This window comes from Weissella confusa, assembly GCF_004766315.1.
Classification (GTDB): Bacteria; Bacillota; Bacilli; order Lactobacillales; family Lactobacillaceae; genus Weissella; species Weissella confusa_A.
In genome coordinates this window covers 1-16,555 of the sequence record NZ_PVSN01000020.1, presented here as the reverse complement: position 1 = coordinate 16,555, position 16,555 = coordinate 1, and the positions used below count along the sequence as shown (strand labels likewise).

Below are 16,555 nucleotides of genomic sequence, written 5' to 3'. Positions count from 1 at the left end.
GCGAAACGGTGATTTCTAACGATACTTCTTAAGGCCAGCAAACTTAACTAGCAACACAATAATCCCGATAACAAAAATTGCCACCACAATCGCCAATAGTGTGTCTAACCATGACCACTTCTTTTGTTGCTTAACCGTTGTCTCGTTCGCTTTAACGTTAACCTTTGTTTGCCAGTGCTTCACGTACTCACGCTTGTCACTAACCTTATCAACGTAATCGCCAGTGGCACTGTCGCGAATCCAACGCGCCGTAACCTTAACGGTATACTTGCCAGATGGCAAACCTTCCTTCTTCAGGTTAATTGGCCACGTCATGTTTGAGTATGGCGCCATCGTTAGACCCATACGATCATCGTACAATACAATCTTGCCCGACTTATCGATAACTTCAGACGTCAAACGCATCGTGTTGACGAAATTACCATTTGGATTGCGAATCACAACCCCAAAGGCTGGCTTGTTATTAATACGCTCAAGCTTAGCTGACTCAAACTGTGGCTTAGCAGTTGGCAATGCCTCTTGATTTCGAATAAACACACCAATGGTTTTATCAACCGTCGTGATTCCTTGGCGATCACTTTGATTGACCTTCTTCACAGCGACATCACCACGTGGCGCAATCTTAATACCACCGGCCAACAAACCTGACCAAGCCTTTGCTGGGGCCGTCAATTGGACGTTAAAGTCAGTGTCAGCGTTGGATTTTGCCGTCACCGTGCTTGGAATTTGCATATCTTCGCCAATTTGTTCTGGCAAAGACGCATCGAACGTTGTGTTCGCCGCCGTGTAATTAACCGCACCCTTCACGGTTGTCTTAGCGGTTCCCTTACTGATATCAAATTCAATATCCTTATCAGTATGATTTGTAATGACAAATGTCATTTCTTGGTGCTGGCCGGACGCCAATACCATGTCGAATGCCTCTGTGTGATTTCCCACAATCTGGGTACTTGGAATCAAGGCGTGTACCTCATAATCGGCTATATCCGCATGAACAATCGTCTGTAGTCCCATTAATAATCCAAGTCCGCTTACAAGGGCACTTAAAACTTTTTTGCTAATCATTCTTCTCTTCCCTATCAAACGCGCAACTACCCACTTTTACACTTACAATTATACAGTAAATTCGTACATTATGCGTAACTTTTCACAATGAAAAGGCCCCAACCGACGTTATGGTCAGTTGGGGCCTTTCATTTACCTTACCACTAGCGCTCTCTAGTCTTCGCGGCGGTCAGCAAGCTTACGCTCAACTGCTTCGCGACGACGGTAGAATGCTAGCAACGCACCGAACATACCAGCCGCAGCCAATGCTGCAATCAGCATGGCTACCAAGTATGGATCAGATGTACGCCATGACATGTCATTCAATGAATTCAAGTTCGCAATATCGCCATCCTTGTCATCAGGAATCTCGTGAATCCACAAGCTATCCTTATTAACAACTGGCGTATTATCAACCGCCTCAACAAACGTTGGCAACTCAACATCAACCACATTCGTCGTTGTTGGTGCTGGCGTACCAGCCACAACATTATTCATTGGTGTCACGCGAGGTGCACCAGCAACAGATGCTTGTGGTGTTGCCACCGTCGCAACTGGTTGGTTCACCACCGTCGTAGCATTTGGTTGGACGTTATTAGGCGTCTCAACTACTGCGCTACCATCTGGCGTAAACGTCACAACCTGATCACCGTTTGGCTCATTTGTACGAACCATCTTGTAACCTGGAATGTTAGGAACTGCAACTTCTCCAAACGTTGGTGTGCCGGTCTTCTCATCGAAGCCAGTCATACCCGTGATGTCTGTGGTCGTCTTGTCATGTGACTCGAACCAAGGCGTTTCCGTGTTGGCATACTTCGTGTCATCACCAAGTTGATCATCAGGCACACGTTCGCCCGTCACCTTATCAACGCTAAAGTGTGGTGTAACTTCAACGATTTGTTCAACCGTTACCGTCTTACCATCTGGCGTCTTGATTGTCGTGTGACGAACAACCGTTGTTGGTGTACCAGTACCGTCCATCGTGTCGTGCTTCAAGTGGATTTCAAAGACATTCTTGGCATCGTCAACGTTGTACGTCTTAGCATCGCTCAAGTCATTTGAGACAAGGACATAACCCATATCCGTAAAGTGCTTGATTGTTGCTGCTGAATCGTAATCAACATTGGCATCCGTCTTACCTGCCAAGTCATCCGTTTGAAGCGTTGCACCTGTGACATCATCAATCACGACGACCTTACCAGTGACGTCATTAGCAACATACGTTACCGTTTGATCGCCATTTGGCTCGTTCGTACGAACTGGTGTGTAACCCGGTACATTTGGCACGTCAACATCGCCGAACGTTGGTGTGCCTGTGTTCTTATCGAATCCAGTCACGCCAGTCGTACCATCTGATGTCTTGTCGTGTTCTTCGAACCAAGGCGTTTCCGTGTTGTCGTACTTCGTCTTGTCGTTCAAATCATCATCAGGTACGCGTTCACCGTCACCTTATCAACACTGTAGTGTGGCGTAACTTCAACGACTTGTTCAACCGTCGTCGTCTTGCCATCTGGCGTTGTAATTGTTGTGTGGCGAACTGTCATCCTTGGCGTACCAGTATCGTCTTGCGTATCGTGCTTCAAGTGAACAACGAATACTTGAGAGTCAGCTTCTGAATCATCAGTTGCATCGTATTGTGTTCCTTCGGCAAAGCCATCTGAAACCAGTACATAGCCCTTTGATTCATAATCCTTGATTACATCATCACTGTTGTAATCAATTTCTGCATCCGTAACACCATCCAAATCATCCGTACGCAACGTTGCGTTAGTCGTATCGTCTACATAGACAACTCGAGCCTTCGCATCGTTAGCCGTGTACGTTACCGTTTGGTCACCGTTTGGCTTTGCTGGATCATTTGGCGTACGAACGACTGTGTAACCTGGCACATTTGGTACATCAACATCGCCGAACGTTGGCGTGCCTGTGTTCTTATCGAAGTCAGTTACACCAACCGTGCCATCTGATGTCTTATCGTTCTTCTCGAACCAAGGCGTTTCCGTATTGTCGTACTTCGTCTTGTCGTTCAAATCATCATCAGGTACGCGTTCGCCAGTAACACGATCAACGCTATAGTGTGGCGTGACTTCAACAACTTGTTCAACCGTTGTCGTCTTGCCATCTGGCGTCTTAATCGTCGTGTGACGAACCGTCGTTGTTGGTGTACCAGTACCATCAGCCGTATCGTGCTTCAAGTGGATTTCGAAGTGGTTCTTCGTATCATCAGCGTTGTACGTCTTGGCATCGCTCAAGTCGTTTGAGACAAGGACATAGCCCTTATCCGTAAAGTTCTTGATTGTTGCTGCTGAATCGTAAACAACATCCGCATCTGTCTTACCAGTCAACTCATCCGTTTGAACTGGCTTGCCTGTTGCATCGTCGATGATAACAACTTGTCCAGTAACTGTCTTTGGTGCGTACGTGATTGTGTAATCACCGTCCGTCAAACCAGTGTCAGTAACTGTGAAGTTGTGACCATCTGTAACCGTCTTGAAGTCGTACGTTGGGTTATCATCATCTGACGTGAAGATTGTCTTGCCATTTGACGTTACCGTAAATGTGTAACCAGGTACGGCAGGTACCGTCGTTGGTCCACCCGTTACAGTAGCTGTATCGTATGGCGTGTCAGTCTTACCCGTCATTGTGAAGTCAGAATCACCATTTGGCACACTGTTTTGTTGGTTTGGCGTCAAATTCGTGTTGTCGTAGTGTACCTTAACCGTTTGGTCATTTGGTGTGTACGTCACCACTTCAGTGACATCGTTGTGAGCAAAGCTTCCTGGTGCCGCTGGCGTCGTTACCTTCGCCGTGTACCCTGGAATTTCTGGCGTCGTTACATCGTTGAATGTGACGTCACCAGTCTTATCGTTCACAACATCCCCATCATTGTCGTCACCCGTCGTCTTGTATGAGTCAGGGAAACCACCAGTGTAGTTATCACTTGTCACGTCACCATCAGGAATTTCGTGACCCGTCACCTTATCAACCGCAAACTTACGTTCAACCGTAACCGTTTGGTCAACTGGTGCTGGTGCCTTTGATGGATCACCACCATCAACAACATACGTAATCTTCTTTGTAACCGTCTCAGTCTCTGTTCCCGGCTCAACAGCGTGGTTCAAGATGACATAGAACGTGTTATCAGAAGGCTTGTATGTTGCACCTGGCTTGAATCCATCAGACACAAGTGCGTAACCAGCCTTTACCAAGTCAGCGATTTCATCCGCCGTACTGTAATCAATCGTACGATCTGTCAAACCACTTGGCGTATCCGTGTGCAATACCGTATCAGTTAGCTTGTCCTTGTAGACAACCTTAGCTGTTTGCGTCATTGGCTTATACGTCACTACTTGGTTACCATCAGCGTCCGTTACCGGCTCACTTGGTGTGTAACCTGGCACGTTTGGATACGTCACGTCATCAAAGATTGGATCACCTTGAGGCGTAACACCCGTCAAACCTGGTGTACCATCAGGCGTTGTGTTGTCTGACGTGTATGTTGGCTTATCGGGGTAACCGTCACCAGTTTCGTTCGTAAAGTCCGTTGTATCAGTTGGATCGATTGGCGTCTTTGCATCGTCACCTTTCTTCGTCGCATCCCCTGGATAGTGCTTTGTTACTTCTCCAGTTTGTGTGATTGGGTCATGCGCACCAGTTGTACCGTCAACAACAAATGTCGTCGTCTTCTTAACTGGCGTCGTTGACTCTTGCTTCGTCGTCTTGTGGTTGAAGTGAACCGTCCAGTGTTGTGTTGCACCATCTGTATCTGCATTCACATCAAACTTTTCGCCTGATGCCTTAGCAGCATCGTATTGGTTATTCACAACGTGGTAACCGGCCGCTTCTTGATCAGCAACTGCCTTATCAGCCGTTGCAAAATCAACCACTTGATCCGTGACACCAGTCAACGTCACAGTACCAAGCACCTTACCAGTAACATCATCAATCAACGTTACCGTTGCATTAGCTGGGTTAGCCGTGTACGTAATTGTCGTCTCACCATCAGGGTTGTCATAAGTTGCGCCATCGTTTTGAACAGTCTTGGTATAACCAGGCTTGTCATCTGATGGCACATCGAATGTTACCTTACCAGTTTGATCAACGTGAACATCCGTCTTACCGTCTGAAACTGTGTAAGTTGGGCCATCCGGCGTCGTGTAGTAAGTGCTGTTTCCCACATTTTCAGTTGGAATTTCAGTCTTCGTTACAGGGTCGTATGTGTACTCACGCGTGATTGTACCCGTTACCGGCGTACCGTCAGTTGTCGTTACATCATCCCCGACCTTCGTCACAATCTTCACCTTGTTGGTTGTCGTCACCGTTTCCTTGTGACGTTCCGTGACGTGCTTTACGTGAACCACAAAGTTTTGTGATGTGACCGTTGCTGTATCCGTTTGATTATCAAAGACAGCGTCCGTACCTGTAAAGTTATCAGATACAATCGTCAATCCATTACTAAACTTTGGATCTTCGTTCAACTTCTTCAACGCTTCCGCAACGTCATACGTCATCTTGGCATCAGTTTGACCCGTAATAACATCGTTGTGAATTGGTTGACCAGTGACATCATCGATGAACGTGATGCCAGCCGTCGCAACTTCTGGTGTGTAAGTTACTGTCGTTGCAGTAGGGTTTTCACCATACTTAGCAGTTGTTGTCACAGCTGCCTTATCAACATCGTAACCTTCAACATCTGGTGACGTCACTGTCGTAAATGTTACCGTACCAGTCGTTGCATCAACTGAAGCCGTTGCGTCATCACTCTTAAGCGTGAAGACCGGTGCATCAGCATCCTTGCCATAGTCACCAAGCGTCAATCCCTTTGTTGATGCCGTCACTTCTTCATTCGTGACATTATCAACATAGAACGTACGCGTTACGTCGGCATCCTTTACAACGTCAGCCAACTTGGCCTTGGTTGCATCGTCACTACCTGTGTAACCAGTGTAGTGAACCGCCTCCGTAACGGTCTTTGACTCAGACTTCTTCGTCACCCCGTGCTTCAATGTCACTGTGATACTTTGCTTAGCGTCAGGATCGTTATCCCATTGGATGACGCCTGACTTATCGCTAGCCGTACCATCAGCACCAACTGGGTTCGTAACAACAACATAACCCTTGGCCTCCAAAGACTTCACAATATCAGCGACTGTCTTTAGTTGTTCAGGTGCAATTGCTACGCCGAACTCAGTTTGTTCCTCAGTTCCTTCCCACTTGATGGCACCACCATTGGTCGTACCCCAAATGTTCAATCCAGCAATTGACTTACCGCCATCCGTCACGTCAACGAAGTTTACCAAGGCATCTTGTGGTACTGCCGTGTAAGTTGATTCAAACTTACCATCAGTTCCCAAGCTAGTCGTCATTGTCACTTCTGGCGTGTTAACGGCATAACCCTTTAGTTCATCGTGCGTCTTTGTTGCAGCATCATAAGCAGGCGTTGCCACCGTCTTAAATGTCACAACCGTACCAGTCGCATTAACTGAGTCAATATCACCAGTTGCATCTTGGTATGTTGATGCCTTGAACTTAGTTGGATCTGCATAATTCGTGCCTGATGTAATTTCTTCACCAGTCACCGCGTCAACACTGTAATGACGTGTTACCGTTCCAGTTTGCGTTACTGGCGCTGGATTTTGCGTTGCACCAGTGTACGTGATTGTTCCCGTAACTGTTTCTGGCGCATCGATCGCTGCCTTAATGTCGTGCTTCAAGTAAACCGTAAATTGGTTGTCGTTGTTATCGGCATTAAATGTGGCATCCGTTGGCAAAGTCGTCTTTGTTGTATCAACAACATAGCCCTTTGCCTCCAAATCAGCAATCATATCCGTCACAGACTTGAAGTTAATCTTCGCGTCCGTTACACCATCTGGCAAAGCCATTTGGTTCTTCGTCATGTCTGCAAATGTCGTACCAGGTTGTGTTTCATCAACAAATGAAACCGTTGAAGACTTCTTATCAGCCGTGTAAGTCACAACTGGGTTGAATGTCGTATCCAACGTTGCAAAATCAACATTCGCTGGGAAGTCCTTCGTCAACGTCACTGTTTCACCAGTCAACGTTGCACCATCTGGCGTCGTCAAACCTGGCGTGTAACCGGCCTTAGCTGGCACATCTACCGTCAACGTCACTGATGGGTTATCCCATGCGATTACTTCGCCCGTGTAAAGGTCTTCGGTACCTGTCAACGTTGCTGTTTGTGACTTAACTGTGCCAACTGACTGACCATCAGTTGCCAAACCGTTCTTACCATATACAGCTGACGTATCCATCGTCACCGTTTGGCTAATTGCCTTAGTTGCGTGCTTAACGTGAATTGTAATCACGTTTGCGCCAACCTTAGTATCAACATCAGCACCGTCAATCTTAGCCACGGTCAAGTCCGTACCCTTGTTCAATTGCTTGAGCAAAGCCGTTGCTTGATCCGTCGTGTACGTCAATGGTGCATCAGTGTCTGAATCCCAAGCCTTATCAGCATCCTTTACAGCAGCCAAGTCGATTTGAGCTCCGCTGTTATCATCATCAACAACTTGAACAGTCACCGGTTGCTTCAAAGCCGTGTACGTTACAACATACGTTTGGTTATCAGACGTATCACGTGTAAACGTTGCCTTGATAGGGTTTTCAGCGTCCGACGTTTGTTCGTCAATCACGTGACCTTCGCTATCAAGCTTCACTTTGCCATCATCTAACAAACGCGTAATAACATATGAATAACCAGGCACTGCCAAGTCATCCGCCGTTACATTAAACTTGATGTCGGTATCAGAAACACCATCGTCGATAACAACATCAGCCTTCGTACCAGCTGACTTTGGATAGTTAGCATACTTCAATGTCGCCTTTTGAACAGCCTTAGCAACAAATGTCACCTTGTGTGTTTGTGGCGTTGCATCCTTACCGTCAGTCAAGTCGTTCGTATCCGCTGTTTCAGCAACAATACTTGGCTTTACTTGGTCAGCAACTAGCTCGCCATCAACGTACATGTCATAACCGTCCACGACATACTTGCTCAAATCAATTTGCGCAAGTTCATCGCTTGAGTTGGCATGGTTCGTCAACACCACTGAATCCTTGTTCAACACTGGCACATCAGCATAATCAATCGTGACGATTTGATCTTGCTTATCAGCCGTGTAAACAACCGTAAATTCTGGCACAGTCAACGTACCATCCGTTAACGTCATTGTTCCTGGCAAATCGTTCAAATCGAAGTCCGTCGTCATACCCGTAATTGGGTTACCCTTGGCATCCTTAACCACTTCATTGTTGGCCATCAATGCGTATGTGTAACCAGTCTTGTGGGCAATCTTCGTATAATCAACCGTCTCATCTGCAGAAACAACTTCCTTGTCGGCATAGGCCATATCAGTTGCACCAGTGATTGCACCATCAGCAGGTGCATCGACTAGCTTTTGTTCTGTCTTAGACAACTTTGAAACGTCGTACGTCACCTTAACCTTTTGAGTCGTTGGCGTGTACGTGACAACGTAACTTGCATCAGCCGCGTGCATTGTTGCTGACAACGTTGTGTTATCAAGTGTGTAAGCACCCTTAACATCCTTCGTCGTTGTCAAAACCGTGTACGTACCATCAGCATTGTCAACAACCGTTTGGTTAGCAGCAAGCTTCGTTGGCTTTTCAGTCACAATTGACTTGCTTGTCACATTTTCAACAATCGTCACATCGTAACCATCAATCTTTGGCACCGTGATGTTGTAATCGTGATCTGTGTAAACCGTTTGGTTGTTTGTAAACGTTGTCGCATCCTTCGCCTTACCAACTTCCGTCACCTTCGCAACAGCTGCCTCGTTAGGGTTGCTGTTTGCAAAGTGGTAAGTAACGTCAGCTTGTTGTTGCGTTGGTACCAAGACAATCGCGTAATTAATTTGATTTGTCTTGTCATCGCGGTACTTATTGTCGATTGTCGCTTCGCCTGTGAACGTTACGTTCTTCAAGTCCAAGCTGATCAACGTATTCTCATCCAACACATAGTAGTTACCATCGGCACTCTTTGGTAGCGCAGTAGAAACCGCCTTCCCCATAACAGATTCGATAGCATAACCTGGCGTTGAAATTGATGTCACTTGGTAACCATAGTCCGTTGAGATTTGGGTTACCGGTTGTGATGGTACCGTGAATGAATCGGCTGTGTATTGCGTATCAACACTGTAGTTCACCTTGATGTTCTGCAACGTTGGTGTGTACGTAACTGTGTAAACAGAGTTCGTACCAGCATTATCGGCAGCCGTAAACGTACCAGACCATGTCTTACCAACATATGAACCCGTTGCTGTTCCGTTCCAAGTTACCACTACGGTGTAGCCAGGAATTTCAGCAATCTTCGTGTCTGGGTAGGCACCATCCGTCTTACCCGCAATCGTGCCATTTGCTGGTAGCTTGGCCTTTGTTGCATCTGAAGGCTTTGCAGTTCCATCAAATACGTACTTAATTTGAGCCGTTGCATCCTTCGCCGTGTAAACGACATCGTAACCAGAAACCGCAAGCTTGTCGCCGTTCATCGTGAATTTGCCAGCCGTCAAATCAGCCAAGGAAACATCCTTGGTGTGATCACCAACTGGGTAAATCTTGTAATCGTAACCATCAACATGCAAGGCATCAGCCGTTGGCACACCAACGTATTGACCATCAGTCACACCAGTCAACGCCTTGGTTGGCCAAGTCTTTGCAGTTGGCAAACCTTGCGCAACGATGTTGATTGATTGATCAAGTGGCGTGTACGTTACCGTATACGTTTGCTCATTTGAGTCAGTCGTGGCCGTACCGTTGACTGTGTTATCGAACTTGCTCATCGCTTGTTCGGCATCGGCCAACGTTTGGTATTGACTATCCTTGTCAGCGCTTGTCTTTACAACATAGCTGTAGCCAGGGATTTGCAAATCAGCATCCGTAACATTCTTGAAGACGATATCACCGCCAGTGACACCTGCTTCTGACTCGTAAGTCTTTGCAGCTGCACTGTTATCCTTCGCCATCACGATAACCTTAGCTTGTTGCATATCAGGTGCGTACGTCACAACGAATTGTGTGTACTTCAAGTCTGAATCACTCTTAGGGTTCGTGTTCAAAGCAAGCTTTTGACCAGCGAATCCAGTGGCATCAAATGACTTAATCGTCTCATCACCATTTGCACCGACTAACTTGTAGCCCGTAATGTGATATCCAGCAACAGTCAATGCAGCCAATTGTTCAGCATCTGGCAAAACATAATCACCATCCGTTACACCTGATAATCCAGGTACTGATGGCATCAAGTTGTTTGGCAAACCTTCCGTTACAACTGGTACATTTTGAGCCTTTGGCGTGTATTCAACCGTAAAGATTTGTTCGTCGTCATCATCCGCCGTGTAAGTTGGCAAACTATTCAAGTTTGCATATGGCGTCTCAACGTTGCCAACCTTTTGCACAAGGACAGCCGTGTAACCCTTACGTTGCAAGTCAGCATCCGTAATACCAGCAAACTTAATTTGTTCACCAGTTACACCGTGACCGCCATCACCCAAAATATCAGCCTTAGCATGACCGTTATCGTCAACCAAACCAGTCAAACGTGCCTTTTGGTTTGTTGACTTCGTGTACGTCACAATGATTTGTTGGTCGAAATCATCATCGTGGTCGTATAGAGCCATCACAGCCGCAGCTTCAGCAATCGTCTTGTAGACTGGCGCATCAGAGAACGTTGCGTATACCTTATCTACAATTTGAATGGTGTAAGTGTAACCAGGTACCTTCAAGTCGGCATCCGTCAATTGGTTCTTAACATAGTTAATCGTCGTATCTGAGAAGCCATCCGTAAATTGTGTTGGCAAGTTCGGCACATTACCAACCGTCATCGTTGACGTCTTGCCGTTATCAAGCAAGTTGTACTTGATGACCAACTTTTGTGGATCAGGAGCAAAGACAACTTCAACCGTTTGTCCGGTGGCTGTCATTTCAGCATCCGTCAACTCACTCACATCTTGGTAGTTTGCGACATCAGTACCGCTTGTAACCTTGATTGTGTATGAGTAACCAGGCATGTTGTTCGTTTCCGTCAACAACTTCTTGATTTGGGTCACGATATTGTCTGCCGTGTTATCACCAGTTTAGGTCGTCGCATCTTGCTCAATTACGTTGTAAGTTGCCAACTTATCTGCTGACACAGCGCGTGGCGTTTCACCCTTGCTCGTGTCATACGTAAAGTTCACTTGCAACTTTTGTTGAACAGGTGTGTACGTCACTGTATAAGCACCGTTCTTCAACTTCCCATCAGCATTTACTGCCAACGTATCCGTCAATGACGTGAACTTAAAGTCTGTCTTACTGTCAGTGACAACTGCCTTACCAGCTGCATCAACAACCGTAAACGTGTAACCAGGTACAGCCTTAACTGTTGTGTAATCGAATGATGGCACACCTGACGCTACATCAGCGTACTTGTCATCTGTCTTCCCCGTAATTGAACCGTTTACCAACGCTGTTGTGTTGTACGCCGTGTTGACAGCATCCTTTTGCGTATCTGACAAGTTTGTCGTGTCGTAATTAACAGCAACGGTTTGCTTCTTTGGTGTGTACGTCACATTCAACGTCAAACCAGTTGAAGACATTTGCACATCGTTTGCGAAGTCAATCGTGTTACCAGCTGAATCCTTAACAGAAGCTGTGTAACCAGGAATTGTTGGCACGTAACCAGCCGTGGTCAAGTTGAAGTCCTCACCCGTTGAGTACTTCAAATCATCAACCGTAGCAGGCAACTTGTTTGTACCACCATTTGATGCGAAGGCGTAAGTCACCTTCAAGTGTTTCAATGATGGCTTCAAGTTATAAACAACCGTGTTTGCAATGACATTGCCATTTGCGTCTACGCGGTAAGCCACCTTGAAGTCGTCACTCGTTGCCTTATCAATGGCGATTTCCTCACCACCGTTAATTGAGACAGAAGCAACTTGGTAACCTACAGGGATTTGGCTAGCCAATGGTCCCTTTTCAGTCACGTCAAATGTTGCATCAACAACTGTTGATACTGTATCAGCCGTCAAGTAAGCACCTGAAACGCCAGGCTTCGTGTACGTTACTTGCACAGTATCGGCAATTGGCGTGTACGTTACCTTGTAGGTTGCACCGCCATCAGCCATAACCAAACCGGCCTTTTGCAAGGTAGCAAATTGTGTTGCTGACCAACTGTTCAAGACCTTCTTGCCATCCGTTGACAATTGTTGAATCGTTGCCGTGTAACCCTTAATGGCTGGCACGTTAACTGGGTAAGTTTGATCAGTGACATAAGTCGTGTCGTTCACAACATTTGTAACTGCTTGTCCCGCATCGTCCGTCAACGTAGCTGGTGCTGTCCAATCCTTAAACGTATCCGTCGTGTAACCGTAAGAGACGTTCAAGTTTTGTGGCAAAGCTTGCAACGTGTAAACCACATTGTTCTTCACCGTTGCGCCATCGTTAGCGACTGCCAATTGGTCCATCGTCGTAAATTCAGACTTACCATCAGCGGTCATCAACTTGTGGGTCGCATTGTCATAAGACGCAACCTTCACACCGTTAACTGTGATTGCGCCAACAACATATCCAGCTGGAATCGTATCAACAGCATCCCCAAAGGCATCCTTTGTACCATCCGCATCAACCTTGTACGTTGTATCAGTCGCAACGGCCACCGTGTGTCCGTGCATATCAGCTACCTTAGCAACTGCTGCAGCGTTATTCTTGTCAGCTTCAGCCAAATCATACGCGACATTAACTTGTTGCGTTTGTGCTGTGAACGTTACGTTGAAGTTCGTGTTTGGCAATTCGTTATTTGTGACAGACGCATTTCCGTCAAAGATAGCCCCTTGCTTATCTGAACGACTGTATCCTGCAGCATTTGCCAAGTTATCAGTAACCGTGTAAGCACCGGCACCCTTAGAAGCACCGGTCGTTTCATCAACGTCAGCGTACGTTGGATCTACGTGTTCCAAAGCCACCTTGTGGTCTGGTGTGTCATAGTACAACGTCGTGCTTGTCGTGCCGTCGTATGCAACAAATGCGCCCGCAGCATTCTTCATCAACAACTTCTTACCAGTTGTATCCAAAGTCTTGTCCTTCGTATCAACTGACAACGTTACATTGCCAGACTTGTACGTGTACGTAATCGTTGGATCCAATTGGTATTGGTATGTGACGTAGTTTTGCGCTGGCTGGTAGAGGTGCTTAGCGTTCTTGGCATCAACCGCATCCAAGTTTGATTGACCCCAAATTTCGTTAATTTGCTCCTCGACGTTAAGTCCAGCGAACCAAGCTGTCTTTTCCGTCAATTCCTTACTTGGATCCGCAGCAATTTCAGTTGCATGCTTAGCGTTGTAGTCCGCAACCAGCTTGTTGTAATCGGCAACATATTGGTTGTAAACATTTTCAACGTAATCCTTGTATTGCGCAGCCGTTTGAACGACGATGTCATACTTGCCATCCCCAGTCTTAACCAAGATTGACTTACCATCAGCGCTCAACTTATATGAGCCATCTGCATTCAATTCAGGAACAATCGGAATTAGCTTACCTGACTCATCAGCCAAGTCCAAATCGCTATAACGCAATGGGTCTGATTCCCAAACACCATCTTTGTTCGTCAAAACGTAACCTGGAATAGTTGGGACAGCCTTATCAACAGACAAATTTTCTGTTGAAGTTGATCCGTTTGATTGCACTTGCTTAAACGTTCCCAAGTCAACCGCACTTCCAATGTTTCCAAGAGAAACCGCGTTGTTAGCCAAGAATACCTTATTACCGTTTTCATCAGTAACCGGCTTTCCATTCTTGTCTACCAATACATAATTGGCCGTAACAGACATCTTTTGGGCAGTATACGTAACAATCAAGTGGGCCTTGTCGCTGTTAGTTCCGTCGGCAATAGCAACATATTCGTCACCATCAGCAGACGTTCCCAAACCAAACCCGTTAACTTGTGGTCCATAAGGACCGTTCAAGTTAGCTTGGTCCGCGTGGTCCATAATATATTCAGGCTGTGGCAATACAGGCGTGTCATATGAATAGAACGTTCCGGCAATACCGGCCTCGTGAATCAAGACACCACTACCCGTAGCATGTCCATCAGCATCCTTAACAACATAGACGATATCAAAGTTATAAAGAATAGGCTTGTACGTTACGTAAACCGTTGCATCGTTATCAGCGTAGTCATTCTCGGAGAATGCTAGTTGGTTCACGATTGACTTTGTAACTGTTGTTCCCTTTGGACTACCAGTCTTTTCGTAGTACGTATCTGGGAAGTAAGTGTACGTGATGTCATTTGCCGTTCCAGCGTCAATGCCAGTTTGCGTGGCATTCGTAACTGTAATTGCCTTACCATTTGTTGATGTTGATTGATAATCAACAGAACCAAACTCATAACCTTGGTTAAGCAATGACTTATTTGCAACATCGACCGTGTATGAATCACCAAAAGTACCCGTTTCTGATGTATCAACACCATCAGGCGTCACAGTACGGTATTGGTAGTTACCATCGGCATCCAAATCAGGAACCGTGTAGGCCTTACCATTGGCGTCATACTCAATCTTCATCTGCATAACACGGTACACGACCTTAACTTGCGTTGCATTTGCCGTGTAACCCAAGTTAAACGTTTGTGCCGTTGTATCGTTGTCCGCAACTGACTTGTTGTCAGACGTGTGGTTATCATTACCGTCAAACGTAAACGTCAAAGTAGGCAACGCATCAGATACACGCGTGTAACCAGCAAACGTTGCTTGGTCCCACTTTGCCAACGTCATGTTGTCGTCGGATTGTTCATCTGCCGTAGCAACGCGATACGTGTTGCCACTAACTTGAACGAATTGCGTGTCGCTAGCAATCTTTTCGCCAGTCGTACCAATCAAGGTAATTGAAGGGTGCGCAGCGTTGAACTTTGCATCCGTCTTACCTTGCAAGTTGAAGTTAATTGTCGCCTTTTGCTCATCAGGTGCGTAAACAACCGTCAAAACATTCTTGGCAGCATCAGCGCTGTATGTGAAGTCAGCAGTCAAAGGATTTTGAACAAGGTGATATCCCTTAACAGTCGTATCTACAAGTTCTTGCAATTGACTAGCTGTCAACTTTCCGTCAGTAACGCCTTCAGGCAAGTTATAAGTTGCCTTAACTGTCTTACCGTTTTGATCAACGAAGACAACTGAAGCTTCTTGTGGCAAAGCCTTGTAAATAACGTTAACTTCATCCGGATGTGTATCAGCAGTTTGAAGCGCCTTTCCATCAGTACCGTACTTAACCTTGTTGTTCGCATCAACTTGGGGTGGAACACCAATATCGTTATATGAAGTCACAGACTTAGTTCCATCTGAAATAATTTCATATCCAGGAATTTCAAGCGTTATCTTGCTGTAATCGATAGTCTTATCTGAGTTTCCAGCGTTAGCAGCCAGTGGCTTACCGTCTGCATCCAGCGCAGCCGTAAGCTTTACATCATCCTTAATAGCAACCTTGTCACCATTAGCATCAACTGTGTAGAAGTGTACATTTTCCGTTTGGATTGCGTCTGTTAAATAATAATACCCGGATTATTCATCAAGACAAACAAAAACCCGCTGAAACGACAAGTTAATACCGTTTCAGCGGGTTTTGCGCTTTCACCCGTTGGGTGAAAACCATAGGAGCTCTTTTTTATGATATTTTGTTAGTGGAAAACAAACCAAATACTCAAAAATTGGAGCGTCTAAAATTATGACTCAAAAAGTATTACCTAGCAACCCTTTAGTTGCAGTTTCAGACAATGGGGCACCAATTACCTCGGATGGTGGCAACGTGCTGCTTAGTATGTTTCTGAATTCACCTGTAGTTTCCAGGCTCTTTAATAACGTTGAATTCAACGATAATCGCAAAAATCCACGCTATGCTAAGGTAGAATTGTTATTGCAAATGCTCATTCAAGTTATCGAAGGTTATCGCAACGACGACGTTGCAGATTACTTGACCCAAGATATCGAACATCGACTTGTTTATGCGCAAAACATGGCATCTCAACCAACTATTTCCAGATTTCTATCACATCTCACGAACGAAGACATTGATGAGCTACAAGAATTAAATCGTCGTATTGTCTCTTTAATTGATGAAAGATCAGCCAACACTGAACTGGTGCTAGATTTGGATTCAACCTACTTTGAGACCTTTGGTCATCAAGAAAAAATTGGTTTTAATTATCACTACTTGAACGTCGGTTACCATCCGCTTATCATGACCGATGCTTTAACTGGAACCGTGCGTCAGGTATCGTTGCGAAGTGGCAATACCTATACCGGTAATGGCGCAACTGAATTTGTGCAAGGGTATCTGTCAACTAGTCTGTCCGCTCAACATCAGACAATTATTTTGCGTGGTGACAGTGGCTTCGCCACGCCAGACTTGATGGAAACGTTAGAAGGCAACAATATTTTTTATACCATCCGATTGAAGTCAAATCCCCGATTGAAGCGTATGGCACTTGATGGACGATATGTTAATCTCGACAATC

5 protein-coding genes are annotated in these 16,555 nt (G+C 45.8%); 1 reads left to right on the top strand and 4 read right to left on the bottom strand.

What is annotated here, in order from left to right:
• Nucleotides 1–15: 15 nt before the first annotated feature.
• The 4 genes from C6P11_RS02915 to C6P11_RS02900 all read right to left on the bottom strand — a co-directional run bounded on the left by C6P11_RS02915 (nucleotide 16) and on the right by C6P11_RS02900 (nucleotide 15,368).
• Nucleotides 16–1,065, bottom strand: coding sequence for a WxL protein peptidoglycan domain-containing protein (locus C6P11_RS02915; RefSeq protein ID WP_135518450.1), 1,050 nt, complete (start codon nucleotides 1,063–1,065; stop codon nucleotides 16–18).
• A 153-nt stretch (nucleotides 1,066–1,218) separates the two neighbouring features.
• Nucleotides 1,219–2,463, bottom strand: coding sequence for a mucin-binding protein (locus C6P11_RS02910; protein WP_135518448.1), 1,245 nt, complete (start codon nucleotides 2,461–2,463; stop codon nucleotides 1,219–1,221).
• Complete coding sequence (locus C6P11_RS02905; protein WP_135518446.1) at nucleotides 2,460–11,123, bottom strand: mucin-binding protein; 8,664 nt, start codon at nucleotides 11,121–11,123, stop codon at nucleotides 2,460–2,462. Before C6P11_RS02905 ends, C6P11_RS02910 begins: the two co-directional genes overlap by 4 nt.
• A gap of 27 nt (nucleotides 11,124–11,150) precedes the next feature.
• Nucleotides 11,151–15,368 carry a hypothetical protein gene (locus C6P11_RS02900; RefSeq protein ID WP_135518444.1) on the bottom strand — a complete coding sequence of 1,406 codons (4,218 nt, stop codon included), beginning with the start codon at nucleotides 15,366–15,368 and terminating at the stop codon, nucleotides 11,151–11,153.
• Nucleotides 15,369–15,765: 397 nt separating this feature from the next.
• On the opposite strand from C6P11_RS02900, the gene C6P11_RS02895 reads away from it, so the two are divergent.
• Nucleotides 15,766–16,555 (top strand): transposase (locus C6P11_RS02895; RefSeq protein ID WP_167849517.1); only part of this gene is annotated, 790 nt, incomplete at its 3' end.